Source organism: Chloroflexus sp. (genome assembly GCF_034431535.1).
GTDB lineage: Bacteria > Chloroflexota > Chloroflexia > Chloroflexales > Chloroflexaceae > Chloroflexus.
The window spans coordinates 19,221-43,919 of the sequence record NZ_DAOUDC010000055.1; the positions used below are offsets into that span (position 1 = coordinate 19,221).

Here is a 24,699-nt window from a genome sequence, read left to right on the forward strand (position 1 = left end):
CTATAGCCCCGGAGTGACACCCAGGCAGCGATAGCAAGGCCAATGATGCTGCCTAAGAGTATCACTACGATAAGCTCTTGCCACCCCATCCTACGCTCCTTCGTCCTTTCAGAGTGCTGTGCTGACCGGGAGCTTCAGAAACTCCTACAAGCGGTGTAGCTGGGAGCAAGCCGCATCCAGACCTCAAAGCGGTCGCCCTCCCCGTTGTCGCCAGCCCGGCGCACCAGCACGGCCTCGCGGCCCTGCTCATACACACCGCTACCCTGGCGCCGATGCTCCAGCCACGGGCGGGCCGCAGCCTTGGCGTCAGTGGCATAGATGCGTTCCCACTCCGCGCTCTCGTCGTCGGCTTCGCGTGCTTCCCAGGCCGGAGGGCAAACATGCGGGAAGAGCTGGGCCAGGGATGGGCTGCTCGGCAAGACAGCCTTGCAGGTTGGGCAGGTAGACAAGTTCATTGGCGGCTCCCTGTAATTTCCTCCAGATAGGCGGCATCGGGGTCAATGGCGGCTTTGCCTTCACGCAGCCGGCGCAGGGCAGCCATCGCCTGCGCGTCAGATAGTATCAGCAACTCGCCTACGGTCGGGTTGCGGCCACGCGCCTGCCAGGTTGCCCGCTTCTCGCGCATCTGCGCCCCAGTGTAGGGGTGCTGCTGATCGGGGTCGTCGATGTAGTAGGCTACCCGCCCTGAACTGGCGTCGAGGGCGAAGGTAATCACCGGCTCGGCCTGACTGCGATGGCTGATCACCGAGCACCAGGCGGCCAGACACGCCGCGATCAGGGCTTCAGCTCGCGCTCGCTGCTGGGGCTTCACGATCTGCCCCTCTCAGCATCAAGTCCTGCCAGGCCCTGGCGCCGCCGGTGACTAAAGATCCAGGCCACAGCACCATCTATCGCACGGGTATCTGCCGGCTGGCAACCGGCTTTCGCTTCGTTCACCACCGCCCACGCGAAGGCGCACACCACCGAGTAGAAGGCCGCTTGACGCTCTGGGGTGTTCTCCTTGGCAGGGATCGCGGCGCGCACGTCGTTGACGGCGAAGCGGGCACGGGTGAAGGCGTAGTCGATTGCTCGATGCTCCGGCTGCACGCTGCCGCCGCCCCACTGGAGATCGTGCCCCTCCTCCTCATACAGCAGCGCCTCGTTCTGCTCTGGCAGCACTTGATACTGCTTGTGCATCCACCATTCGCTGCGCTCCAGCTCGACGCGCAGTGCCATCCTGGCGCTACAGTGGCGGCACGTCGGCCAGGCAGAGACGACGCGCAGCAGATCGGCGCGGGCGGCTTCTTGGGCGGAGCCGCAGACGCCGGGACAGGCCCACGCCCAGGTTTCGCAGGTTGTGTCTGCCTTCAAGGTGGCTGTCAGAGCATCGGTGAACGTGGGCTGCATACGTGTCCTCTGTGACGGGATAAGAGTGGTCTACGAACTGCGGTGCGGCTTCCTGGCGGCGCGATACTCGCCGCGCCGGCGGGGCGGGCTGGCCCGACGAACCAGCAGAGAGTAGGGACGAACGCGCCCGATCTTCACCAGCCCGTCGCGCAAGGCTCACTCCCGAAAGATACTGGCGGCCTGCTCCTCACTGTACGTGTTGGCAGCCCACATGCTTGCCCTGCCCATTCCCTCACCGTACCAAAAGCGGGTCACGATGCCGCGCTCCCGCCAATCTGCGAAGAGGAAGAAACGCTGGGGGGTAGGCTCGATTCAGGTATCGCTCCCAGGGGTGAAGGCACGGCCATTGTGACCCATTGCAACGCGGCGCCGACTATTATTGAAGTTCACGTCCAGCACCCCGGCGCCGACTTGATCGATGAGGGCATTGCGGTCGGTATGCTGGCCGCCGCGTTCATAGTGAAGAATGACCCGCTGCTGCTTGTGCCCTGTCGCGCCCATTGCAGTCTCCCTATACGCTCAAGCCGTACCGTTGCCGGTGCGCGGCTCGCTCTTCGATAGCCAGTTCATAAGCCCGTTGAAGGGCCAGGACGATGAGATCAGGGGTAATCAACTCGCGCTCTGACGGGAACGTGAACGCCCCGCGACCCATCACCGCAGCCTTGCAGGTGCCAGGCTCGGCGGCGCGGATCTCCGCTTCAGTGAGCGCCAGAATATTCATGGTTAGAAGGACACGGCCCGCTGCCGGTGCGTTCTGAATCTCGCACGACCATGCGGAACCCCGCTCTATAGCCTCGCGGAACGTATTGCCTACTGAAGCGGTGCGCGCCAGGCCCGTGTAGATGAAGGGCAGGCTTGCCTCTACCCAGGCCACGAGCTGCGATAGCTCAATACCTGGGGTGTTCTCGCGCTGATGAGCAAGGTTCATCATCGGTGGCCTACGTCGTTTCTGTCAGAAGTGACCCGGTAGGATGTCTTGTCTTGACAAAGTATATATCTTGCTATATAGTTTGTCAAGAGACGCTGAGACAAAGCGGCCAATGTGGACAGCGCACAAGCAGCCACTATACTGAGGACATCAATGCTGAACCTGGCGCTTTGGGGCGGGATCGCTGCTATCGTGCTGCTGGCCGTGGCAGCCGTGTATAGTCGTCGTGGGGGCAACACCGGCATCCAAGAATGGATGCTCCGCGTAGAAGGTCTGACCGGCCTGTGCAGCGACTACCTGGCTTTGATCGAGCAGATGGACGAGCCAGGCCACGACATCGACACGCTGCGCTATCTGGACGGCCAGCGCCTTGTGACGCACAATCAGATCCTCGACGCCCTGGGGCTGGATCGCTCATATCCGCTCGACATGCCGGCCTTCACTCGGCGCTACTTGAAGAGGTAACAATGGATACTCAGACCACGCAGACGCAGTGGGTTCGCACGCACACGATAGAGGGCCGGATCGTCGGGGAGTTCACCAGCACTGAGAGCGGCACGCCGCGCCTCATGGCCGTCATTATGACGGTGAACGGCCCGGAGCTGGCGCCCCGCGACACACTCATCCCGCTGGATGCCGACTACGTGATCGCCAGCCTGTCGCACCGCTTCGAGGATCTGATCGAGGCTGCCGAGCGAGTCGGCTACACGCCGGAGATGATCCGCGCCGCTGTGGAGCGGGCGCTGACCCGCCGTGTTGACGCCTAGCAACACCACCCGCGAGGAGCAACCAATGTCCATCTTTGACGACCTTCGCGCCGCCGCTGCTGCTGCCGGCGTCTCCGAAGAGCAGGCATTAAGCCGTGCTCTGGCAGCCCTTGATCGCATCTCTGATGGCGACTGTGAAGTGTGTGAGCGTCGCCCGGCCTTCGTAGCCTGTCAGGACGGCAAGAACCGCTGCGAGAGCTGCTGTGAAGAGGACGGCTTTGATCCGGCCACCGGCAGCCGGCTTCTCACCCGTGAGGCGGTAGAGGCCGCCCTGGGACAGAGCTACGAGCAGGGCGTGGAAGAGCTGCACGAGCGCATCTTCGGCACCGCGAAGGGCGACGACACCAGCTATGCTGCCCTGGGCGTCGAGTTGCGCGCCCTGGAGGGCGCTGGCATCGCTACCCGGCGTTCGCTTGGTGCCAGCCTGACGCTCTGGCGCCTGGCCGCGGCCCCTGTGCCGGTCACGTCGCGCCGACGCCTCGTGTAGCAGGTCGGCAATCCTGCCGGCCTGGCTCCGCCGGTGGTGCAAGGCTCGCCATGAACACGTTGCTGACGCCTTCAGGAGCGCATGGGTGTGCCACGAGGCCGAACTGAACACAAGTCAGAGCATCGCTGAAAGAGGTTCTTACGTGTCATAGGTGACAGAATAGAACCACAAGCCCGCATGAGCCAGCCGGCTAATTTGCGACACGCCTCCATGCCGAAACGCATCAAAAACCCGTACTTGCAAGCTGTCAGGTATGCAAAGTTTGGTGGTATCCCACGGATCGACGCGAGCGCCAGCCGCGCCGAGATCCACGAGCTGATCGACCGTCACATGCTCGCCCGCGACCGACTGGTGGCAAAGTACGCCTGGGCCATCCCCAACCGCAAGGCTCTTTGCGCCCTGGCCGCCGCTGCACCCCTGGTGGAAATTGGCGCTGGAAATGGCTACTGGGCCTTCCTGCTGCGCCAGATGGGCGTTGACATCCTGGCCTACGACGCTAACCCCCCGCTCGGCGAAGGCCACACCAACGAGTACAGCCGCAACAGCCTTGTCGTCGGCCAGGTGTGGACAGACGTGCTGCCCGGAGGCCCAGAGCAAGCTGCGCTCCACGCTGATAGGGCGCTCTTTCTGTGCTGGCCGCCATCATACGATCCAATGGGCTATGACGCCCTGAGCGCCTACCGCCAGGCCGGCGGGCGCCTCCTGGCCTACGTGGGCGATTTCACGCCCGCCTGCGGCGATGAAGCCTTCCGCGAAGCGCTACGCGAGCAATGGATGATGATCGGAGCCATCACTATCCCTCGTTGGTACGCCATGAAAGACAGCCTGACCTTCTGGCAGCCGCGAGAGGACTAAGCACATGGGGCGCCACACCTACCCGAAACGCTGGTGCAAATGTACCCGCTGCGGCTGGCGGGGCCGTCGCTCGACCTACTGGACAAGGCACCCCTGTCCCCGCTGCAAGCGGCCGGTGGCGCCAGAGAGCGAGCTGGAGCCGGTGGGCCAGGCTGCCCTGAAGGCGGCGAGTAGCGCAGCAGAGCGCCTTGAAAGCGAGGAAACGGAATGATCACGAATGCAGGCGTGCAGCGCCTTATCGCTGCTGACCGGGAGACGTTGGTGGAGTTGCTGGCCTATGCACTCGACAAGGGCGCGCACATGGCCGGCGCCTGGGGCAGCACCGGCGACATCGACGTGGATATGCTGCTAGAGGCTGCCCACCGCAAGCGACTCGTACTGCGCGCCGGCGTGGTGCGCGAAGCCTTCGAGAAGGGTGAAATGATCAGCGGCTCGCTGTAGCTGGCCGCCACAAGCGACAAGGAATCTGTTATGCTGGGCCAGGACACTGCGGAGACGATCAACCCTGCTGACTACCGCTTCTACCTCGTTACCGGAAGCATCCTGCTCCCCGACGGCGCCGTGCTACCCATCTTCACGGGGGCACACGCTCGCCTCGACGACCTCCCTGCCGGCGAGGCCGCGGGCGCGGAGATCGCGGCCCGCTTGCTCCGCCAGGCCACTCAGGAGGGCGAGGCCGCCGGCGACGCTCCCGCGGCCACCTGGCGCGAGGTAACGGTGCGCGAGTTGGCCCCGGTCGAAGCAGCTATATAGGAAAGCTATAGGAAAGCTCTGTTATGGACGACGAGAGCGACGACAAGCTGCCGAACCTGGCCGATCAACGCCATTTCTCCGTGTTGGGGCTGCTGGTCTGCGCCGATGGTCAGAAGGTGATGGTTGGGCACGGCGCCCACGCCCACCGCGACGATCTGCCTGCTGGTGAGGCCGGCATACACGAGATGGCAGCACGTATCGCTCGGCACTACGGCACGATGTACGGCGATCCAGCGGCCACTTGGCGACTCCTGCGCCTCTGGGAGCATAATCTGGACAGCGAGACCATAGGAGTGCTGGCGATTGGGGATATGGATACGATAGGGGCAGAACTGGCCGAAACCCAGGCTCGAAACCATCTATAGCTGTTACCTGTGACAGCTATAGATGGTTTCGAGCCCTAGACGCTCAGAGCCAGCTTCGGCTTGCCCTCGAACACGCTCCGCTCGATCTGCTCAATCGCTCGATCCAGGGCGGCAAGCTCGTCGGCGGTCAGCCGCGCCACTAGCGCCGGGCGCAGCGTTTCGCGGTAGGCGTCGGCCCACAAAACGGCGGCGACTTCGACGGGCAGCATGAGCGGGGCTTCGGCCTCGGACTGATACATAGCGGTAACTCCTGTCTTGACGTAGAAGGTTCCGTCTATATACCGTCTAGGCTGTCAAAAAGATACGTCTGGTCTCACGATTAGGCCACTCCTCATGCATCGTCACCACATCTACCCCAGTACCCCCAGCGCACGCCCAAGCGCCAAGCCACCACCTCCCAAGAGCGGCAACAGGAGCACCAGTAGGGGCGGGCTGATCTGGATCTCCAGATAAAGCCCCTGTCTGGGGTCACCTTATTATTCCGGGAAAATCGTACGCTAAGGGCCTCCTGAGGGCGCGGAATTGAGCAAAACCGTACTCTAAGGCATTGGAACGCTCTCGCGAGGCTTTCGCCCGCGCTTCTGCCGCTTGGGTGTGGATGACTCGATGTTCCAGATGTACTCGCCCGTCAGCACGATATGCTCCCAGGCCAATGGTGAGACGTGCTGGAGATAGTCCTCGTTGAGCGGCTCGCTGGCAGTCTGATACTCCCGGATCGCCTGTTCAAGCGCCCGCGTATTCCAGAGCGTGATCGCCGCGACGACCAGGTTCAGCCCGCTCGCCCGCTGCTGGAGATCCTCGACCGTGCGGTCCTGGAGCATCCCGCGCCGATGGAAGCAGACGGCCCGGGCCAGCGCGTGCCGCGCCTCGCCCTTGTTCAGCCCGATGGTCACCCGCCGGCGTAGCGGCGGTTCCTGATACCAGCGGATGGTGTAGAGCGTGCGCTCGATCCGCCCCATCTCGCGTAGCGCCAGGGCCAGGCCGTTCTGCCGCGGGTAGGCCGCCAGCTTCTGGAGCATGCTCGATGCCGGTACGGTGCCGAGCTTCAGCGATGTGACCAGGTGGCGGAGGCTGTCCCAATGGTCGCTGATGCGCTTGGTGTTGATCAGGCCACCGATGAACGGCTCCAGAGTCGGGTAGGTGCTCGGCGGGCGCATCGTGTAGAGCTTGCGGTCGGCCAGGTCACGGATGCGCGGGCAGAAGCGAAAGCCGAGCGGTGGGCAGAGTGCAAACAGGTGGTCGCTCACCCCGCCGGTGTCGGTGTAGTGCTCCTCGATCTGTATGGCACTCTCGTGGTAGGCCCTGACCCGAGATTCGTGTCATCAGCCGCATTAAGCGAGAACGTGTAGCTCTGCTCACGGGCCGGCAGCAACCCGCATCTGGCGACCAATGCAAGATGGCTATGCTCTCTCTTTTCGGATTCCTAGACTGACCTGAGGCCCCGTGGCTAGGAGCGTAAGCGAACTTGCCGGATGAACCATTTACGTACATTTTCTCTGCCTTACTACGGCATCTTCAGGAGGAATCTGCTAGGGTAGAAGGCTCTTGCCAGCAAATTTTGACAAATTTTTAACCTTGTGGTAGTATGCCTTCGCATCGCGGGTTCGGCCGCATCACAGAGCGGCATCATGCACTACTCGCATTCTGGCCGCTATATGCTACTGTAACTGCGAATCTTCCATCTTCTATGCCTTGGGTGGAGTCAGGGTGTAATCCTGGCTCTCCCGGATACAGTTTGGCAAGATCTTTCGTTGTCCTCAGATGTGTAAGCAAAGCGCCATTCTCTGACTTTGTATTTATGAAGAAAGCGCCATTAAATGCGATGGACTAATAAGACAACACGATCATCTGTTATCCTCATTGGAATCGCCGTAATTATATTGGTCATCTATTATCTGTATTTTCGGATTCCTGGGACAGAAATACCTTTCACAACACTTAGCCGAGGATCTTTTCTTCGTAATTCAAGAACAGCCGGTGTTACACCAGAACTCATAATTATACAAGATATAAATGACGTTTCCAGAATAGAGAACAGCAAGGAGTTTACTCTACCATCTTATGTGATACCGGAAGAAAAGAATCAGGTATTTTCTTCACTAAGGGCAGTTGATTATAATCAATTCTTAGCTCTGTTCGTGTTTCAGGGAAGTAAAAGTCATTCCGGTTACGATGTAATCGTTGATGATGTCTACCTCTCGGAAAACAATGTGAATGTGCATGCAACATTTCACACACCTGATAAATGGTATAACGTGTTTTTCGGCGAGCAGGTCGAGTCTCCCATGTCAGAAGATCCTTATCAGCTCATCACTATTCGATCAGATTTACTTCGAGGTAAGACTGTTACCTTCAACCTAATCGTTCGAGAGGATGTTATCTACAAACAAGAGATCAAGATAAACTGATTTTCTTACACACTGGATTATTGTGCCTATCTCTCTCTCCGCACCTTAGTTGTCATATCAGGGAGGACATTCATCATGACCCGCTCTTCGTTCCGCATCATCATCCTCGTCCTCACGGCGGTCGTGTTGCTTAATCTAAATATAACGGCACGCGCACAAACGGCAAATGAGCAAGGTCTGCCTAACATAAATAGGCAATCAATATTTGCACACCTCGCCATTGAGCATGTAAGTAAAGCGCAAGGTATTCCTGCTAGTACACTGTTCGTCTTTGAAGACACCGAAGTTCGTTCGGAGATCTTGGCTAAGACGTTTCAATTTGTCACAATTATAGATAAAAGCTCTTTTCAGCCATACAAGCTAATGATTGAGCATGACACAAGAGCCGTTCATTCCGCAAACGATGTTGAGCTTGCAGAGAAAAAGACACGTGTTGAACGGTTTGGGAAACTAGATCCAGCGTTATTTAATCATCTTCAGGGGCTTAGCAACAGTGACGTAGTATCAGCGACCATAATTCTAGAGATCCAGCCAGGCGCTGCTCTTTCAGATTTGGAGCTTGAAGTCACAAATGAACTCTCCCAGAAATATCCTGAAGTTCGTAATGCCGTTGCGAATAATCGAAGCCCCATGGACGTTCCTGATGTAGCGCTCTCTCACAAGATTCGCGCCGAGTATCTAAGTGGTATAACAAACCGTGTCCAGCAGCGAGTTAACGCATTTCTGCAAATTCTAGAAGCCCGGCGTATTCAATATACGCCCTTTGCGGGAATGCCTGCTGTAATTGTTACTGCAACTAAGGCGCAACTAATACAGTTGGCTCAGCATCCTTCTGTGGGCAATGTATTTCTAGCCAACTACGACAAAGTTGTTCTTGCAGCACCTTCCTCAATGCCTACAAGGTCTGTAAGTAACGGCCATCATACAGCAAGCAATATTGAGGCTGTTTGGGCTCTTGGATATAAAGGTAGTGGCACTTCAGTTGCCGTCTTGGATAGTTCAGTAGCAGATACATCCTCTGTATCTTCTCACTGTCCAGATCTAAACGGCGCCAACAATTGCTTCCTGAATCTAGGAGATGTATATCCTTTCTTTTCCTTAATTACAGATCACGCTACCGCCATTGCAGGTGTTGTTGCAAGTAATGCCGTGTACCCAGATGCACCTAATGAGACATTAGGCATTGCTCCACTTACTACTATTCATAGGGGAGGGACAATCTCAGGCACATCAGAACAGGTTGTCCAAGCACTAGACTGGGCGTTATTTACCTCCTTGGTTGATGTCGCCAGCGCAAGTGTTGTTACATACTCGTCAACAGGAACTCCTTCATCATTCGCTTGGGCATTTGACTATCAAGCTCGCCTCGCACAACGGACAGTTGTAGCTGCAGCTGGTAATAATGGTGATTACGTCGCTTCACCAGGCGCAGGATGGAATTCGCTTGTAGTTGGTGGTTATCATCATGAAACCTCCACTATGTGGGAGAATGACCTTAAGGGTGAAGCTAGTTCATGGAAGAACCCTAGCACTGGCGCTGAAAAGCCGGATGTTGTTGCTCCAGCATTCGCCAACTTTCTCGAAGTAGGCGGAAGTTTCGCTAACTCTGATGGTACAAGTCTATCCGCCCCCCACGTAGCGGCTATTGCTGCACTTTTGATCGAGAGAAATTCAGACTTACGCAACACCCCCACCGCTCTCAAGTCCATCCTTATGGCAACAGCGCGGAACATAGAAGGACCCACGGGACTCCTGTGGTCTGAGGATCATCGAGATGGAGCAGGGGCAGTAGACGCCTTAGGCGCCCTTCAAGTTGCAGGCAACCGAGGACAGCATGGCACAACTTGTTTGGACTCGTGCTGGATTTCTGAAGTACTTACTCCAGGTGACTTCACTAATTGGACACGCTCCTACGAGGTATATGCTGAGGCGGGGGATCGTATCCGTTTCGGTACAAGTTGGTGGTCACAGGCGGATGATCCCTCTTCTTCGCCTGTTCTTTCCACGGACTTAGATATGTATCTTCTCGATCCTGATAACTCAGTAGTTCCCGGCTCCTTCAGCTTCAACGCCAACAATAATGTGGAGATGATCCCACAGGACGGGTATATTATCGCGCCAAAAACAGGGATTTATACGCTCGTCGTTCAGAAGTATGAGTTCAACGAGACCTCGAACTTGGTTGGGATAGCTTATTCTCGCGAGGAGGCTCTCGCTAACAGTGGAACTATCACTGGAACTACTTGGTATGATGCTGACATGAACGGCATTCGCGGTGACCCTATGGATGAATATCCCACCGATGGATTGAACCTAACGCTTTACAAGGATGCAAATAACAATGGCATCTTCGAGCCCAACTTCGGGGACACATTATTTGCTGAAGTGGAAGCGAACTACGATGATAACAATGAAGCTGTCTATAGTTTCATTGGTATACCACCCGGAAACTACTGGGTTCTAGGGGACTATACATATGTCACTTCAACTAACCCTATAGGACCTATCAATATAGGCCCTTCCGACACTATCAATGATATAGACTTCGGTGTGTGGAGTTCCTGTATTGACTGCTCATAAACCAGTCAGGGAGGGTAGCCACACAGAGCGTTGAGATTTTAGGCTCATCCCTCATTGGTGCTGCCATTCCTGGGATCAATCAGGTGCCCACGACCGACACCTGGTCGCAAGCCAGTCAAACATTCAGCTCTCTTTCTGCGGGCTGCCCACATGTAGAGGGGAGGGTGCGCACCCTCCCCTCTGTTATCATGAATAAGCTCTGAACCAGGATTCATGACAGGAGCAAGAATCGGTGAATTCTTTCACCAAGTTTTAGCTTGACTCGCGCCAGAAGGTTGTTTCCAGTACGAGTTGACAGTGGCGGGCATTTCCCGTACCATAGGTGCATCCCGTCCTGATGCGTTCCGCGCTCGGCGCCGACGACAGCCTCCCGGCCAAGATCGGCCCGAAAACTCGTACCGGAAAGGTTCGGCCTCGTGGCGGAACCCCTGGACCCACTTGCCACGACCTACCTCGAGTCGCTCGCCGGTAAGACGCCGGCGACGCTAGAGGCGTATCGTCGCTCCCTGCGCCACTTCCTTGCCTGGTTGCAGGCCAAGCCGGGCTGCGAGTCAGCGTTTGACCCAACCACCTTCACGCGCACCGCAGCCCAGGTCTACTTTGCTGAACTGGAGGAGCAGGGGCTGAGTGTGAGCGACCGGGCGCGGCGCAAGGCCGTACTCACCGGCTTCGCCCGCTGGCTGATCGAGGAGCAGGGCCTGCTTCAACGCAACCCCATGCGTGCTGTGGCACTCCCCGCCCAGCCGCTCTTAGCACCCCGCGAGCTATCCAGCGACCAGCGCTATATCCTCCGCTCGCTGGTCGAGCGCGACGGTGCGCCCCGCAGCGCCGCTCTCTTCGCCCTTGGCTACTGGGCCGGCTGCCGGGTCAGCGATGTTGCCTGGCTCGAACACCAGCATACCCACCTCACGCCCAAGGCTGGCTGGCTCCACGTCGGCTACAAGGGCGGCAAGGCCCGCGACATCGATCTCCACCGTGAAGCTCGTCAACCTCTGGCTGAGCACCTCGCGCTGCGCCCCACTGACGACACTGGGCAGTACGTCTTCCGCTCCCAGCGTGGCGAGCGGCTTTCTGAGGCTGGCATTCATCACTGGTTCCGCACACTCAAGGCCCGCGCCTCCCACGCCGAGTGGGCACTCATCGCCGACATCAGCTTCCACGACCTCCGCCATGACTTCGCCCACCGCGCCCGTGCCGCCGGCTGGAGCCTCGAAGCGGTCGCCTACTACCTCGGTCACGTCACCAAGAAGGGCACGCCCGCGATCCAGACCACCGTTCGCTATACCCAGGTCAGCCGAGAGCATCTCAAGCACCAGTTGGGCCGTATTTCCGGCTAATCTGCACGAGCATCGGCGTCAGGAGTGCCCATGAAGCGTCACTGGACGACCGACGACCTCATCGAGCACTTTACGCTGCTGCCGGCCGAGCGCGCTCTGCTTGACCCCTTGCGCGGAGCGCACACGCGCTTGGGCTTTGCCGTGCTGCTGAAGAGCTTCCAGCTTGACGGACGTTTTCCGACGACACTCCACGAGGTGCCGGCGCCGGTTGTGGCCTTCCTCGCCGCACAGCTCGACAGTGATCCTGGGGTCTATCTCCAGTACGACTGGCGGGGGCGAGCCAGTGACGCGCACCGCGCCCAGATTCGCACCCTCTTGGGCGTGCGCCCTGCCACGGTAGAGGACGCCGCGATCCTCACCGCCTGGGCGACCGACTACCTCCTCCAGACCCACCGGCGCGACCTAGCCCGACTCCGCCTCGCCGTGCTGGAGCACTGTCGCACGGTCAAGCTCGAACCTCCAACCGCCCAGCGCCTTGAGCGCATCCTCGGCAGCGCACTGGCTGCCTACAATGAGCGCTTCTGCGCCAGTGTTGTAGCGCGCCTGTCAGAAAGTAGCCGCGCCGCCCTCGACGCGCTGCTCACCACGATTGAGCCGGCCAGTCCTGATGCCGATGTGCCTGACCTTGCTGCCGCCCGTCGCACCGCCCTCCAGGTGCTCAAGAGTGACCCAGGGCCGATGGCCGTCGAGACGGCCCGCGAAGAAGTGGACAAACTTCAGCGTCTCCGTGCGCTGGGCCTGCCCGCAGATCTGTTCGCCACCCTGCCGCCCCATATCGTCCAGTCGCTGCGCCAGCGGGTGAGTGCGGAGGAAAGTCGTGATCTTCGCAACCATCCCACGCCACTCCGCCTGACGCTGTTAGCTGCCTTTGCCTGGCAGCGCCAGCACGAGGTGACGGACACCTTGGTCGATCTGCTCATCAAGATGATCCAGCAGATTGGCATCAAGGCCGAGCGGCGGGTTGACAAGCAGGTCGTCGCAGCCCTGAAGAAAGTTGCCAACAAGACCGGCCTGCTCCGCAACTTGGCCCATGCTGCCATCGCCAACCCTGATGGGATTGTGCGCGAGGTGCTCTATCCCGTCGTCAACGAGCAGGTGCTCAAGGATCTCGTCGCCGAGCTTTCAACGACGGATCGCGTGGTGCAGCGGGCTGTGCAGACGACCATTCGGCGCTCCTACGGCCATCACTACCGCCGCATGGTGCCGCCCATCCTCCAGGTCTTGCAGTTCCGCTCAAACAACGCCATCCACCGCCCGCTCATCGGGGCACTGGAGCTGCTCACCCGCTACGCCGAGAGCGACGAGACCCACTACGAGCCGGATGAAGTCATCCCCATCGAGGGTATTGTGCCCCCGGCCTGGCGAGCCGAGGTTATCGAGCGCGAGGGCGGTGTCGAGCGGGTGCGGCGCGTCCCCTACGAGATTTGTGTGCTCCAGGCGCTGCGGGACAAGCTCCGCTGCAAGGAGATCTGGGTGGTCGGGGCGGCTCGCTACCGCAACCCGGAGGAGGATTTGCCGCAGGACTTCGAGACGGCACGGGCCAGCTACTACGCCGGCCTGAACCTGCCCCTCGACGGCGCGACCTTTCTCGCCACCCTGCGCCAACGTCACGAAGCCGCCCTCACGATGCTCCACGATGGCCTCGCCACCAACCGCTCGGTACGCATCCTGCCCAAAGGGAATGGCTGGATTGAGCTGACGCCACTGACGGCGCAGCCCGAACCGCCAACGCTGCACCGGCTGAAGCGTGAGCTGGAGCAGCGCTGGCCGAGCACGCGCTTGCTCGATATGCTCAAGGAGGCGGCGCTGCGTACCGGCTTCTTGGACGGCTTCAAGAGCCTGACCGAGCGGGAACATCTGGACCGGACGACCCTTCAGCACCGGCTGCTGCTGGTGCTCTACGGTTTGGGCACCAATACTGGGCTCAAGCACCTGAGCGGCGGCCGGGCCGAGGTGAGCTACAAAGACCTGCTCTATATTCGCCGCCGCTTCATCACCCGCGACTACCTTCGCAGCGCGATCCAAACGGTTGTGAATGCGATCTTCGCGGCACGCCAGACCGCGATCTGGGGCGAGGCGACCACGAGTTGTGCTTCGGACGCCAAGAAGTTTGGGGCCTGGGACCAGAACCTGATCACGGAGTGGCACACTCGCTACGGCGGTCGCGGGGTGGTGATCTACTGGCACGTCGAGAAAAAGTCGGCCTGCATCTACTCGCAGCTCAAGCAGTGCTCTTCGTCGGAAGTGGCCGCCGCCATCACGGGTGTGCTTCGCCACTGCACGACGATGAGCGTTGAGCGGCACTACGTGGATAGCCACGGGCAGAGCGAGGTCGCCTTTGGGCTTTGCCACCTGCTTGGCTATGACCTTTGCCCGCGGCTCAAGCCGATCCATCGGCAGAAGCTCTACCTGCCCTCAAGCACCCATGCCGAGCAGTATCCTGGTCTGAAGCCGGTACTGGCGCGGGCGATTGACTGGGAGTTGATCGCCCAGCAGTACGATGAGCTGGTGAAGTACGCTGCCGCGCTTCAGGCCGGCACGGCGGAGGCCGAAGCGATCCTGGCGCGCTTTACGCGCCAGACCGCGCACCCGACCTACAAGGCGCTGTCGGAGTTGGGGCGAGTGGTCAAGACGATCTTTCTGTGTCGCTACCTGCACGAGGAGGCGCTGCGTCAGGAGATCCAGGAAGGGCTGAACGTCATCGAGAATTGGAACAGCGCCAACGGCTTTATCTTCTACGGGCGGGCTGGTGAGCTATCGAGCAACCGGCGTGACGACCAGGAGACAGCGATGTTGGCGCTGCACCTGCTCCAGATTAGCCTGGTCTACGTGAATACGCTGATGATTCAAGAAGTGTTGGCCGAGCCAGCCTGGATGACACGAATGACGAGCGACGACCGGCGTGGCTTGACCCCGCTGATCTATCAGCATGTCAGTCCGTATGGAGTGTTTGACTTGGACCTCACGACGAGGCTGCCACTACGAGAGCCAGTGATGGCCGCATGAACTCTACACGTTCTCGTTTAATGCGGCTGGTGACACGAATCTCGGGTCAGGGCCTGGTAGAGCAGGCCATCAAGGACATAGGGCGCCTGATGGACATTCGCGATGATCGCCCGGGTGGCGAACGGCGCGTAGCGGTCGGAGGTGTGGGTGTAGAACATCGAGCTCGGCTCGGGGCCGTAGCGGGCGATGACCTGTCCCTGGGCCTCGCGGCGGCCGCCCATTGGAAAGCGCTGACCGTCCGAGGAGGAGGTCGTGCCGGTGCCGTAGAACTGGGCGAGCCACTGCTCGTGCTGGGCGTTCACCAGGTCGGCGAGCGCCTTGGTGTAGGCCTCGTCGCGAAGATACCAGTCGCTGACCCAGGCCAACTCTGCCTCGCTAAGCCCCGGGCAGGCCGAGGCCATCTTGCTGACGCCCAGGTTGGTCGCGTCGGCGAGGATCGCGGCAAAGAGGGCCGCGCGGTTAGGCGCTGGCTCGCTGGTGTGCAGGTGAGTGAAGTGGCGGCTGAAGCCGGTGAGGGCATCGATGGCCAGTAGCAGCTCGGTGATCTTGATCGGCCTGATGCGCCCATAGAGGGGGTTTTTGCATTACCCCTCAAAAAGGTAAAATAAACGGAAACAGGTAGTGAGACTGGGCTCATTTTCGGGGGAGCCCCACCAGGATTAAAATGGCGGTTTGCGGCGCTGTGATGCGCTAAAGCATAGATTTTCTAGCTATCAAGCCGCACATTTCTAGCTCGACTTCGCAGCCTTCGTCGTAGAATCGCGCTGCGTCCTCGCGGGTGGCAACGATTCGTTCATTTTACGGCTACAGGACATAACGTAGAATCTCCCTGGCGGCTTTGATGACAATCTCGTCATATTTTAACTTTTTATTGACTTTTGGATTCAGTTCGGGTACACTCGATCCGAATTTACTGTATCGATCAGTTCAATCGTATCCCCTTGCCCGCGTGCTCGATGGTACCCCGCCGTGCCATCTCGCCTGGCATCTCCTCCACCCTGTCTTCGTGGGTTTTTCTCCCCTGTGTGAGCCGCCTGTGGTACATGCCCATCGGCTGTATCTCGTGGTGTGGTCTCGCGCACCTGTACCCGCGAGGAGATGTTCATGGCGCATTTCACCGCTCGCATCATCCGCCCTCTTGGCTTCCTCACTCTGCTGAGCCTGATCTGTAGCCTGCTTTCACCAGTAGTCCCATCTACTGCGGTCTATGGTGCGTCAGTCGGTACGCCTTCGCAACCTGTGCTTGGGCCGGCAATGCTCAACCCCGCGTCGGCGCCTGTATCGTCTTCGCGACCGCCCGCAGATTTTGTCCCCCCGCCGCGACGAAGTGCATCGGCACAGCCGCAGGTAGGGCAACCCTCAACCCAAGATCGGGCCAGTCTCCAAGCAGAACAACTCCCGCTCACCTTTATCCCCAACCGCGGTCAAGCGCATCCACTCGTCCACTTTCTGACCCGGAGCATGGGCAGTACCATTTTCTTCACGCCCCAAGAAATCGTCATGGCACTGCCGACGACGGTCCCCACGCCCACACTGGGGCTGCCGCCGCGCGGGCGTGCGCCGCTCTCAGCCACGCAGTCGATTTCATTTACCTATCTGCGCCAACGCTACCTGGGCGCGACGCCGGCGCCTACGCTGTCTGGAACAACCTTGCTCCCAGGGCGGAGCCAGGTCTATCGCGGCGACGTTGCGGGCAAGTGGGTGCGTGATATTCCGATGTTCGCGAGCCTGGTGTATGTGGATCTTTATCCAGGCATTGATTTGCAGTATGCGGGTGATGGGCGGCAACTCAAGAGCACCTATACGATCGCAAGTGGCGCGGACCCGGCACTGATCCGCTGGCGGTATACGGGCGCTCGTGACCTTCAGGTTGACACAACTGGCAATCTTATCGTTACGGTTCCTCGGCGTGGCCTCCCGACAGCAGCACCGATCGAGCTTGTTGAAGCGGCGCCTATCGCATGGCAAGAGATTGCGGGGGCGCGTGTAGCGGTAGATGTTCGATTTCAGGTCGAGAACAATAATACAGTACAGTTTGCTCTCGGCCAGTACGACCCGACCTACCCGCTGATTATTGATCCCACGCTTACCTATAGTAGTTATCTTGGTGGTAGTGGCACTGATGCGGGTGAAGCGATTGCTGTCGATGCGGATGGGAGTATTTATGTTGCTGGCACAACGTATTCAAGTGACTTTCCAACCCAAAACCCAAATGATCCAACGTATAACAGCCCTGGATATACCGATGTCTTCGTCACAAAGCTAAGTTCTGATGGTGCCAGCCTCATCTACAGCACCTATCTGGGCGGTGACGACTCTGATTTCGTGTCTGGGCTTGCTGTTGATGACTCGGGCAATGCTCACATCACTGGCGGCACGGATTCGAGCAATTTCCCGCAACAGAGTGGTCTTACGAACACGTGGGGCACCAACACCGACAACGCATTTGTGGCTCGATTTACGGCGAGTGGTACACTTGATTACAGCACCTTGCTTGGAGGCACATTCAACGACTATGGTAGCGGGATCGCGGTCGATAACGGAGACAATGCGTATGTCGTTGGCTCTACCAACTCATCTGACTTTCCCACGGCGAACGCCTATCAATCCACCAAGGCTGGCTCAACATTACCTGATGATGCCTTTGTCACCAAGTTGGAATGGAGCGGCTCCAGCCTCTCGTATGGGTACAGCACCTATCTGGGCGGTAGCAATGATGATCTAGGCGGCTCGATAGCGATTGATAGCTCGGGCAACGCATATATTGAAGGATGGACCTACTCGACCAATTTCCCGACCGCAAATGCCTTCGACTCGACCCTGGGCGGGACACTGGACACTTTTGTTACGAAGCTCGCTGCCAGTGGCAGTTCTCTTGTATATAGCACCTACATTGGCGGCAGCAACAATGACCTCGGATATGATATTGCAGTAGATGGTAGTGGCCATGCTTATGTTACCGGGTTCACGTACTCGACGAACTTTCCGCTCTCCAACGCCCTGGATGGGACGCTCAACGGCACTGATGATGCTTTCGTAACTAAGCTTAGCTCCTCGGGGAGCAGTTTGGTCTACAGCACATACCTTGGGGGGAGTGACTCGGAGACGGGTTACGGGATCGCGCTTGACTCAAGCGGGAGTGCATCCATCGTCGGGTATACGCGCTCAAGCGATTTTCCCACCGCGTTCCCATTCCAGTTACAGAACCTGGGCAGTGGGAGTGGGTTGAACGACGCGTTTGTCGTCAAGCTCACTGCGGCCGGGGACGCCCTGGTATATGGAACCTATCTTGGTGGCTCTGGAGGGGATAGCGGTCATGATATTGCCCGCAACGGGAGCGGCACCGCGTATGTCACTGGTCAGACCTACTCGGCCGACTTCCCTACAGTAGATGCTTTTGCCTCATCACGTGCTGGCACGAGCGATGTCTTTGTCGCCACCATCAATGATGCTCAGTTGCCCGGCTATCAGAACTGGCTGCCCGAAAGCCCGCCGCTTGCCTGTAGTCAGGAATGCCGTGGTGGCCCGATCAATACCCGCAGTGGGAATCTCTGGACGACCGCAACTGATCTGGTGGTTGTCTCGCCTGGGCCGCGGCTCGCCTGGGAGCGGAGCTATGCGAGCCAATCGACGGATGATCTGAGTGGCACCCTCGGTATCGGCTGGCATCATCCTTATGCCACGCGCGTCATCACGTCCGGCGCAGCGCTTGGTGAGCCAGGCGCGATATTCATCGTCTCCCCCAAGGGCAACCGCTTGCGGTTCGCCGAGCTTGGTGGCGGCCAATTCCAGGCCAATCCTGGGGTGTATGAGACGCTCATCCTCAGTAGCGGTGTCTACACCTTAACCCTGCGCGACCAAAGCCAGCAGCAGTTTGATGCGGTGACGGGGCGCCTGACGGGCGTGCGCGATCCGCAAGGCCGTGACCTGACCCTCAGTTATGATGGCAGCGGACGGTTGACAGCGATCCGCGATGCGGCTCGGCCAACAGAACGCTATCTGGAGCTGGGCTACAGCGGCAGTGCGACCTTGATCCAGAGTGTGACCGACGGCACGCGCACCGTGCAGTATGGCTACGACAGCAATGCGGATTTGACGAGCGCGACCGATGTGATGGGGCGCACCACGACCTACACCTACCAGTCCCATCTCCTAACTCGAATCACCGACCCGCTGGGCCAGATTGTTGAAGAAACGGCGTACGAGACGCCCTACCTGTCGTCCAGCCGGGCAATCAGCCAGACCCTCCAGGATGGTCGCCGGCTGGAGCTGGCATACCTCGACACGACCACTGTGATCACGACCACCGGCGCGGATAACCAGCAGGATGTCGAGATCATTGACTACGCGCCCAGCAACACGGTCGCTGCCCAGACCCTCAACGGCATTACGGTGCAGGAAGCAGCGCACGACGGCAATTTCAGCCCTGGCCAGCTCGCCGATGCGAACGGGAATACCACAACAACCCGCTTCAACCGAGCAGGCCAGCTTGAGCGGCTGACCAATGCCCTGGGTGAAACGACGGCGATCAGCTATGACAGTGCCAACCGGCCGATTACGATTACCGACACGCTGAATCGCCAGACCACGATGGCCTATGATGCCAATAACAACCTGATCCGGCTGACGACAGGCATCACAACCGCGTTCTCCCTCGGCTTCACTACACTCTACACGTATACGAATAGCCATCTGAGCGAGCAGCAAGGCCCTAACGGCGTGGTCATGCGCTATGACCGCAATGCTGATGGTCAGGTGATCACCGCGACGGTGGGTTATGGTACAAGCGCTGCCCAGGTCTCGACGTACGGGTATGACCCGCTCGGCCGTGTCGTTACGACGACGGTGGGCGTCGGCACCGCGCTTGCCCGCGCTGATGTCACGGTATACAACAACGACAACACGGTCGCGCGGACGATTCAGAACTATGTCGATGGCAGCTTCACTGCGGCCAACCCCGACGAGGATCTCATCACGGAGTATGGCTACGACGATCTTGGGCGCCAGGTGTGGGTGAAGAACCCGCTCGGCCGCTATGATGTGACCCACTACAACGCGGACGGTCGGGTTGACTGGACGGCACAGAATCTCACGCCCCTCCAGGTAGACACCGATGGCCTGCCGATCTTCCAGAGCTTCGTCCGGACGGCACCAGATCAGAATGTCGCGACGCTCTACGCCTACGACGGGCTTGGCCGTACAACCCTCATTACGCAAACAGGTATCCTCACCGGCACCTTTGACCCGAGCACCCGTACGTTCAGTAGTGCGACCACGCGCACAACCCGCACCGAGTACGACGCCCTCAGCCGGCCCATCACCATCACCTTGAACTACCAGCCCGGTGTGCCGGCCGGGCCAGATGTGAATGTGCAGACCCTGACCCAGTACGATGATGCTGGGAATGTGATTGGCCAGCGCGACGCGTTCGGCCGCTGGACGGTGACGGACTACGATGCGCTCAACCGCCCGATCACCGTCACCCTGAACTATGAGAACGGCGACCCGCTCACCGTTGATGCCGGCAACACCGCCTGGGCGACCATCACCGATACCGACCAGATTCAGGTCACGGCCTACACCGCTGATGGGCAGATCGACTATGTGATTGACCAGTACGTCGATGGCAGCTTCGACCCCGCCGAGCCGGATCGGGATCGCAAGACTGTCTACGTCTACGACGCCCTCGGCCGCCTCTCCCAAACCATTCAGAACTATCACGACGGCGACCCAGGAACCAACCCCTACGCGCCAAATCCGGATCGCTACGACACCGATCGTATCACCGAGACAGCCTACGACAGTGCCGGGCGCCTACAAGGCAGCCAAGACCCGCTAGGGCGCTGGGTCAGCCAGCAGTATGACAGCCTGAGCCGCGTGGGTACAGTAGTACAGAACTGTCGCGACGGGAGCGGCACGCCTGTGGCGAGCGGTTGCGTCGCGTTCAGCAGCACGACACCTGACCGCAACGTGCCAGTCATCACCCGCTACGACGCACTCGGGCGCGCCTGGGAGTCTGAAAACGCGCTGGGGCAGGTGGATCGCACCACCTTTGATGGTGTGGGCCGCACGGCCACAACAACCCGTAACTACGTCAATGGCGGCCCGAGCGACAGCGACACCAACGTCACCACGCGCCAGGGCTATGATGCGCTTGGTCGCACCACCGTCATTACCGACGCGCTCAATGTCGCCACCTTCCGAGCCTACGATGCACTCGGCCGCACCAGCGTGATCACCGATGCGGTCGGGCGGGCCTCGCGGCGCGGGTATGACGGTATTGGGACGCAGCGCTGGCTGGAGACGCCAGACGGACGCTTCACGGTACTCCAGACGGACGGCCTTGGCCGGGTGATTGCCACGATCGTCAATTATGACGACGGCGTGGTCGGCGGCAGCGAGCCGGCCGACCAGGACCTGATTACCCAAACGGTCTATGACGCAGTGGGTCGGCGTGTGCAAACGATTGACCCCACTGGCCGAGTGACCGCCTTCACCTACGACCTGCGTGACAAGCTGCTGAGCGTCACCGAGAATGTGGCGAGTGGCACCTGCCCGACCGCTCCGTGCAATGTGACGACTAGTTATCACTACGACCGGGCAGGCAATCGCCTCAGCATCACCGACGCGAACAACCACACCCGCACCTTTGCCTATGATGCAGCGGACCAGCAGATCGCTACGACCGATCCGCTCAACCAGGTTACGGCATTCCGCTACGACTCGGTGGGGCGCCTGACCCTCAAAGATGACCCGCGCGGCAGCGACTACGATGTCACCTACAGCTACGATGACGCGGATCGACCGACCGGGATGAGCGCAGTCGAGCTGGATGCGTCGATTACGATGGCCTACAACGCGCTGGGCTGGCGCACCAGTTTGGGGGATGGGACGGGCAGCACCAGCTTCAGCCACGACGACCTCGGGCGGATCACCGGCCTGACGGCGCCGAACACCGGCAGTGTCGGCTATGCCTACAACGCCCGCGGCGAGCGCACGCAGCTCACCTACCCCAACAGTGTGGTGCTGGACTACACCTACTGGAACGATGGGCGCATGCGCGAGGTGCGGCAAGGCAGCAGTGTGCTGGCCAGCTACACCTACGACAACGCCGGGCGTCCGGCCGCCACGACCCTGGCCAGTGGGGTAATTGTCACCAGCGCCAGCTACGATGATGCCGACCGCCTGAGTGACCTGCACACGCAGGTGGGGAGCACCACTCGCACCCGCTTTACCTACACCCTCGACCGGCTTGGGCTGCGCACTGCGGTGAGCGAGGTTCTGGGCAGCAGCACGCGCAGCGTCAGCTACACCTATGATGGTCTGCTGCGCCTGACTGGCGCCACTGAAAGTGGAGTGACGAGCAACAGCTACAGCTACGGGTACGACCTGGCCGGCAACCGCACCAGCGCGACGGTCAACGGGAGTACCATCACGACAACCTACAACGCGGCGAATCAGATCACCAGCACTGGCTACGTCTACGATGCGGCCGGGAACCTGACCAACTCGCCGGGGATCACCACGACCTACGATGCGCTGAACCGCTCGACGAGTGCGACCGACGGGACGACCACGAGCAACTCGGTCTACAACGGCGACGGAATATTGGTCGAGACGAGCAATGGCACCGTCACGACGCGCTATGCCCAGGACCTGGCGGGGCCGCTGAGCCAGATCCTGCGCATCACCCAGGGGTCGAGCGGCGGGACGGTGCTGTGGGGGCGCGAGAAGCTGGCCTCGGTGAGCAGCGTGCTGCGGCTGTGGGAGATCGGCGATGCGCTGAACAGCGTGCGGGCCACGCTGACCGATGCGGGCACGGTCTTCACTACGACAAGCTACGACCCCTGGGGCGTGCCGCAGAGCGCCTTGACCACGCCCTTCGGCTTCACCGGCGAGCTGCAAGACAGTGCCAGCGGGCTGGTGTATCTGCGCGCCCGGTGGTATGACGCCTCCCGTGGCCGCTTCCACCAGCGCGATCCCTTTGCTGGATGGGCCGACCAGCCATACAGTTTCCACTATTATCAGTATGCCTATTCGAACTCGGTTGTATGGTCTGATCCAACTGGGCGGCAGACTCAAGTCAATCCTCGCCGTGACAGTCCAGAAAAGTGCTATCCTTGGGAATATTTTGATCCTATTCTCCGGGAATGCCTCCAGAGATTGTCGCCGCCATATCCTAATAATCCAACAGACGCTACATCCGGCTCGTCGAAAACTGGCTCGAAGCCTCGTGATTCGCGCTCTCCACTGATCGATGTCGAGGAACCGGATATAGACATTGGGATAGGTGATATTGGGGTCGATGTTGAGCCCGAGTATGAGCCGCCGACCGGCCTGAGCAAAGGGACACGCGCAGGCATAGGTGCCTTCCTCGCGCTATGCCTTGCCAACGTCTTGGCGCAAGCTGTTGGCCCAAATGTGCCCTTGCCAGCACCTCCGGACGATTGGCGCCAATATGAGCGAACTGTCCTTGTATTAGGCGAGAATCCCTCCCTCGATTATGCAACTGGTCTGGCTGCAAAGCATCCCGACTGGAAGATCATCGCCTCGACCTATGGTGATGGATCGAATTCCCAAGTCGTCAATGGCGCTCAGAGCAGCTTACCTAACTTGACCGTCGTGGACAACGTGGATGCTAGGCGCCTCCACGAGGGAAGCTACACTAAAACACGCCGTTTTGATGATGTCGCCTTTAACGCTCCTAGAGGCTTTGAACTCGATGGGAGTGCGGGCTGGGTGGATGAGACGAATCTCCTGATAGAGGGAACACTCAGTAGCGCTCGAAATGTTCTACTCCGCGGTGGACGAGCTCGGTTTAGCAGCTCACCCAATATGCCTGGAACCCAATATCTGCGAGGTTTTCGACGTGCAGGACCTCCTGGTTACTCGCGGGTGCAAGTGACAAATTATCAGGAGGATGTCAACTGGTTTGTTGAGGAATATAGACCTCAGACGCTTGATGGAAGAAGGCTGGGAACCAAAACCCTACAGTGGTATATCTTCATTAAGCAAAATTAAACGCGAGCGAAACGCAAGATGCACGAGGTGATTAACTCACTCGTGCATCTTGCGTTAAATAAAGTTCGGTATCGAATCATCGCAGTAGTTTCGTAAAGGGAGGCGGTATGCAAACCTCGCAAAGGGCCGGGCAATACTACATATCATGCAATCTCTTGTGGTATGTACTGTCAGCAATAGAGTACTTTCATGAGCGCTATAGCTCTGAGGAGTTTGGCATGCGCCGCAGCAAATGGGAGGATTTGGCAGAATCTCTCGCTGATTGGTCGCTAGAGGAATGTGCTTTTACCATTGAGCACGTATCACTAAGTATTGCAATGGAGCAAGAATGGCAGAAAGTGGCGCGCGCGCAGGGGGGGGTGTTTTTTAGTAATTTCTCCGGCGGTATAACAGCAATCACCGATATAGAGCAGGTAAAGGCTTCCACCGTCAATATATCAATGATTGTGTATTATGCATACTGTTCAACGCTTCGTCTAATTCTCGAAGAGTTTGACGGTGTTATGCAAAACATTCCCGCTCAACCTAATGTCTTTTACTCTCGCTACCAAGCTAATATCGAGGCATTTACAGCCTTGTCAAATATCTTGTCAGGTGAACGTCTCGCTCTAGCTTCCCTCAATGACCCGCTTCAATTGACGTTGGAAACACATTCCCAGCGTCTTGCCGACAAATGGGCTGAGGCTGTAAGGGCATCTGTGGTCGCGCTAGACCAACTTGCCTGATGCGGCGAAGCACTCAGCCGCAAACCGGTCTTATCGGATGAGTCCTTGACACCATGTGGTATCTTTACGGTAGAGTTGCTG

20 protein-coding genes and 1 pseudogene are annotated in these 24,699 nt (G+C 59.1%); 13 read left to right on the plus strand and 8 right to left on the minus strand.

Translation table 11 applies throughout. The features are described from left to right. Positions 1–134: 134 nt before the first annotated feature. The 5 genes from U9R61_RS13345 to U9R61_RS13365 form a co-directional block, all read right to left on the minus strand. The gene (locus U9R61_RS13345) at positions 135–455 is read right to left on the minus strand and encodes a hypothetical protein (protein ID WP_322489312.1); all 321 of its coding nucleotides are present in this window, start codon (positions 453–455) and stop codon (positions 135–137) included. Beyond that, positions 452–811: a hypothetical protein gene (locus tag U9R61_RS13350; protein WP_322489313.1), complete on the minus strand. Its 360-nt coding sequence runs from the start codon at positions 809–811 to the stop codon at positions 452–454. The genes U9R61_RS13345 and U9R61_RS13350 overlap by 4 nt, the downstream gene beginning before the upstream one ends. Next, entirely contained in the window at positions 808–1,386 is a 579-nt protein-coding gene (locus U9R61_RS13355) for a hypothetical protein (RefSeq protein WP_322489314.1), read from the minus strand. The genes U9R61_RS13350 and U9R61_RS13355 overlap by 4 nt, the downstream gene beginning before the upstream one ends. Positions 1,387–1,698: 312 nt before the next feature. Further along, positions 1,699–1,887 carry a hypothetical protein gene (locus U9R61_RS13360; protein WP_322489315.1) on the minus strand — a complete coding sequence of 63 codons (189 nt, stop codon included), beginning with the start codon at positions 1,885–1,887 and terminating at the stop codon, positions 1,699–1,701. A 10-nt stretch (positions 1,888–1,897) separates the two neighbouring features. Continuing rightward, positions 1,898–2,317 (minus strand): hypothetical protein, encoded by a 420-nt coding sequence (locus tag U9R61_RS13365; RefSeq protein WP_322489316.1) that lies wholly within the window; start codon positions 2,315–2,317, stop codon positions 1,898–1,900. 150 nt (positions 2,318–2,467) lie between these two features. On the opposite strand from U9R61_RS13365, the gene U9R61_RS13370 reads away from it, so the two are divergent. The 7 genes from U9R61_RS13370 (at position 2,468) to U9R61_RS13400 (ending at position 5,541) form a co-directional block, all read left to right on the plus strand. Continuing rightward, positions 2,468–2,779 (plus strand): hypothetical protein, encoded by a 312-nt coding sequence (locus U9R61_RS13370; RefSeq protein WP_322489317.1) that lies wholly within the window; start codon positions 2,468–2,470, stop codon positions 2,777–2,779. 2 nt (positions 2,780–2,781) lie between these two features. Further along, positions 2,782–3,081, plus strand: a complete 300-nt coding sequence (locus U9R61_RS13375) for a hypothetical protein (RefSeq protein WP_322489318.1) — start codon at positions 2,782–2,784, stop codon at positions 3,079–3,081. Positions 3,082–3,106: 25 nt separating this feature from the next. Then, entirely contained in the window at positions 3,107–3,568 is a 462-nt protein-coding gene (locus tag U9R61_RS13380) for a hypothetical protein (protein ID WP_322489319.1), read from the plus strand. Positions 3,569–3,778: 210 nt separating this feature from the next. Continuing rightward, positions 3,779–4,423 (plus strand): hypothetical protein, encoded by a 645-nt coding sequence (locus U9R61_RS13385; RefSeq protein ID WP_322489320.1) that lies wholly within the window; start codon positions 3,779–3,781, stop codon positions 4,421–4,423. Positions 4,424–4,630: 207 nt separating this feature from the next. Then, positions 4,631–4,864: a hypothetical protein gene (locus U9R61_RS13390; RefSeq protein WP_322489321.1), complete on the plus strand. Its 234-nt coding sequence runs from the start codon at positions 4,631–4,633 to the stop codon at positions 4,862–4,864. 30 nt (positions 4,865–4,894) lie between these two features. Then, positions 4,895–5,176, plus strand: a complete 282-nt coding sequence (locus tag U9R61_RS13395; RefSeq protein WP_322489322.1) for a hypothetical protein — start codon at positions 4,895–4,897, stop codon at positions 5,174–5,176. 23 nt (positions 5,177–5,199) lie between these two features. Next, positions 5,200–5,541 carry a hypothetical protein gene (locus U9R61_RS13400; protein WP_322489323.1) on the plus strand — a complete coding sequence of 114 codons (342 nt, stop codon included), beginning with the start codon at positions 5,200–5,202 and terminating at the stop codon, positions 5,539–5,541. Between the two features lie 35 nt (positions 5,542–5,576). On the opposite strand, the gene U9R61_RS13405 is transcribed toward U9R61_RS13400, so the two are convergent. Continuing rightward, positions 5,577–5,780, minus strand: coding sequence for a hypothetical protein (locus tag U9R61_RS13405; protein ID WP_322489324.1), 204 nt, complete (start codon positions 5,778–5,780; stop codon positions 5,577–5,579). A 300-nt stretch (positions 5,781–6,080) separates the two neighbouring features. Continuing rightward, positions 6,081–6,827: pseudogene (locus tag U9R61_RS13410) on the minus strand (Tn3 family transposase); the annotation flags it as partial. Positions 6,828–7,358: 531 nt separating this feature from the next. Between U9R61_RS13410 and U9R61_RS19955 the strand changes: the two are divergent. From U9R61_RS19955 to U9R61_RS13425, 4 genes are all read left to right on the plus strand, one after another. After that, positions 7,359–7,949 (plus strand): protease complex subunit PrcB family protein, encoded by a 591-nt coding sequence (locus U9R61_RS19955; RefSeq protein WP_416208853.1) that lies wholly within the window; start codon positions 7,359–7,361, stop codon positions 7,947–7,949. 75 nt (positions 7,950–8,024) lie between these two features. After that, the gene (locus U9R61_RS13415) at positions 8,025–10,529 is read left to right on the plus strand and encodes a S8/S53 family peptidase (protein WP_322489325.1); all 2,505 of its coding nucleotides are present in this window, start codon (positions 8,025–8,027) and stop codon (positions 10,527–10,529) included. A 416-nt stretch (positions 10,530–10,945) separates the two neighbouring features. Beyond that, positions 10,946–11,866: a tyrosine-type recombinase/integrase gene (locus tag U9R61_RS13420; RefSeq protein ID WP_322489326.1), complete on the plus strand. Its 921-nt coding sequence runs from the start codon at positions 10,946–10,948 to the stop codon at positions 11,864–11,866. Between the two features lie 30 nt (positions 11,867–11,896). Next, positions 11,897–14,872, plus strand: a complete 2,976-nt coding sequence (locus tag U9R61_RS13425) for a Tn3 family transposase (protein WP_322489327.1) — start codon at positions 11,897–11,899, stop codon at positions 14,870–14,872. 17 nt (positions 14,873–14,889) lie between these two features. On the opposite strand, the gene U9R61_RS13430 is transcribed toward U9R61_RS13425, so the two are convergent. Then, entirely contained in the window at positions 14,890–15,432 is a 543-nt protein-coding gene (locus U9R61_RS13430; protein ID WP_322489431.1) for a Tn3 family transposase, read from the minus strand. 901 nt (positions 15,433–16,333) lie between these two features. On the opposite strand from U9R61_RS13430, the gene U9R61_RS13435 reads away from it, so the two are divergent. Both U9R61_RS13435 and U9R61_RS13440 read left to right on the plus strand, forming a co-directional pair. Next, on the plus strand, positions 16,334–23,893 hold the full coding sequence (locus U9R61_RS13435; RefSeq protein ID WP_322489328.1) for an SBBP repeat-containing protein: 7,560 nt from the start codon (positions 16,334–16,336) through the stop codon (positions 23,891–23,893). Positions 23,894–24,111: 218 nt separating this feature from the next. After that, positions 24,112–24,618, plus strand: a complete 507-nt coding sequence (locus U9R61_RS13440; protein WP_322489329.1) for a hypothetical protein — start codon at positions 24,112–24,114, stop codon at positions 24,616–24,618. The last annotated feature ends 81 nt before the right edge of the window (positions 24,619–24,699 follow it).

Excerpts from the sequence above, each read along its gene's own strand:
- U9R61_RS13345 (WP_322489312.1), bottom strand. The coding sequence starts at position 455 with ATGAACTTGTCTACCTGCCCAACCTGCAAGGCTGTCTTGCCGAGCAGC.
- U9R61_RS13355 (WP_322489314.1), bottom strand. The coding sequence starts at position 1,386 with ATGCAGCCCACGTTCACCGATGCTCTGACAGCCACCTTGAAGGCAGAC.
- U9R61_RS13360 (WP_322489315.1), bottom strand. The coding sequence starts at position 1,887 with ATGGGCGCGACAGGGCACAAGCAGCAGCGGGTCATTCTTCACTATGAA.
- U9R61_RS13365 (WP_322489316.1), bottom strand. The coding sequence starts at position 2,317 with ATGATGAACCTTGCTCATCAGCGCGAGAACACCCCAGGTATTGAGCTA.
- U9R61_RS13370 (WP_322489317.1), top strand. The coding sequence starts at position 2,468 with ATGCTGAACCTGGCGCTTTGGGGCGGGATCGCTGCTATCGTGCTGCTG.
- U9R61_RS13375 (WP_322489318.1), top strand. The coding sequence starts at position 2,782 with ATGGATACTCAGACCACGCAGACGCAGTGGGTTCGCACGCACACGATA.
- U9R61_RS13380 (WP_322489319.1), top strand. The coding sequence starts at position 3,107 with ATGTCCATCTTTGACGACCTTCGCGCCGCCGCTGCTGCTGCCGGCGTC.
- U9R61_RS13385 (WP_322489320.1), top strand. The coding sequence starts at position 3,779 with ATGCCGAAACGCATCAAAAACCCGTACTTGCAAGCTGTCAGGTATGCA.
- U9R61_RS13390 (WP_322489321.1), top strand. The coding sequence starts at position 4,631 with ATGATCACGAATGCAGGCGTGCAGCGCCTTATCGCTGCTGACCGGGAG.
- U9R61_RS13395 (WP_322489322.1), top strand. The coding sequence starts at position 4,895 with ATGCTGGGCCAGGACACTGCGGAGACGATCAACCCTGCTGACTACCGC.
- U9R61_RS13400 (WP_322489323.1), top strand. The coding sequence starts at position 5,200 with ATGGACGACGAGAGCGACGACAAGCTGCCGAACCTGGCCGATCAACGC.
- U9R61_RS13405 (WP_322489324.1), bottom strand. The coding sequence starts at position 5,780 with ATGTATCAGTCCGAGGCCGAAGCCCCGCTCATGCTGCCCGTCGAAGTC.
- U9R61_RS19955 (WP_416208853.1), top strand. The coding sequence starts at position 7,359 with ATGCGATGGACTAATAAGACAACACGATCATCTGTTATCCTCATTGGA.
- U9R61_RS13415 (WP_322489325.1), top strand. The coding sequence starts at position 8,025 with ATGACCCGCTCTTCGTTCCGCATCATCATCCTCGTCCTCACGGCGGTC.
- U9R61_RS13425 (WP_322489327.1), top strand. The coding sequence starts at position 11,897 with ATGAAGCGTCACTGGACGACCGACGACCTCATCGAGCACTTTACGCTG.
- U9R61_RS13435 (WP_322489328.1), top strand. The coding sequence starts at position 16,334 with ATGGGCAGTACCATTTTCTTCACGCCCCAAGAAATCGTCATGGCACTG.
- U9R61_RS13440 (WP_322489329.1), top strand. The coding sequence starts at position 24,112 with ATGCGCCGCAGCAAATGGGAGGATTTGGCAGAATCTCTCGCTGATTGG.